Origin of the sequence: Oligella sp. HMSC09E12 (genome assembly GCF_001808505.1) — a bacterium.
GTDB lineage: Bacteria > Pseudomonadota > Gammaproteobacteria > Burkholderiales > Burkholderiaceae_B > Oligella > Oligella urethralis.
The window spans coordinates 1-920 of record NZ_KV793528.1 but is presented as its reverse complement, the minus strand read 5'-3'; the positions used below and the strand labels follow the sequence as shown (position 1 = coordinate 920).

2 protein-coding genes are annotated in these 920 nt (G+C 57.6%); one reads left to right on the top strand and one right to left on the bottom strand.

What is annotated here, in order from left to right; genetic code table 11:
- A partial coding sequence (locus HMPREF3179_RS11800) for a transposase (RefSeq protein ID WP_210398742.1) occupies nucleotides 1-153 on the bottom strand: 153 nt, incomplete at its 3' end.
- Between the two features lie 21 nt (nucleotides 154-174).
- Here HMPREF3179_RS11800 and HMPREF3179_RS01935 point away from each other — a divergent pair.
- On the top strand, nucleotides 175-920 hold a 746-nt coding region (locus HMPREF3179_RS01935; protein WP_141743417.1), incomplete at its 3' end, for an RNA-guided endonuclease InsQ/TnpB family protein.

Here is a 920-nt window from a genome sequence, read left to right as displayed (position 1 = left end):
GAAATCGGCGCAGACCTTGGCGAAGATGGTGAGCAGCCGGTTGATAGCATCTCCATCGAACACGCTGCGGCGATACTTCGCTACAAAGACCACATGGACATGTATCTTAAAAACGCAGTGTCGTCCATGCCTAATATCGTTGTCGTCGCTCATAGGCCATATTATAATATCCGCATGCAACGCCTCCAAGCCTTCAAATACGAACTGCGACCAGACGGCCAGCAAGAGCGGCAAATACGCCGTTTCGCTGGCTCCTGCCGGTTCGTTTTCAACAAGGCGCTGGCGTTGCAGAAGGAGCGCTACGAGCGTGGGGAGAAGAAACTGGGCTATGCGGGCCTGTGCAAGCTGCTCACCGAGTGGCGCAACAGCACAGAAACGGCATGGCTGGCGGATGCGCCCGTTCACCCGTTGCAACAGACGCTCAAGGATTTGGAGCGTGCTTACAGTAATTTTTTCGCCAGACGGGCCGACTTCCCTCGTTTCAAGAAGAAAGGCCAGTCAGACAGTTTCCGTTACCCCGACCCGAAACAGATCAAGCTCGACCAAGCGAACAGCCGCGTGTTCCTGCCGAAGCTGGGTTGGCTGCGCTACCGCAACAGTCGCAAGGTGCTGGGCACAGTCAGAAATGTCACCGTGAGCCAGTCTTGCGGCAAGTGGTTCGTGTCGATTCAGACCGAGCGCGAAGTTGAGCAGCCCGTGCCGCAGGCTACCACGGCAGTGGGTATCGACATGGGCGTGACCCGCTTCGCCACACTCTCGGACGGCACGTTCTACGCGCCGCTCAACAGCTTCAAGCGGCATGAAACGGCCCTGCGCAAAGCGCAGCAAGCCATGAGCCGCAAAACCAAATTCAGCAACAACTGGAAGAAGGCGAAAGCCCGAGTCCAGCGCATTCACTCCCGTATCGGCAACGCCCGCCG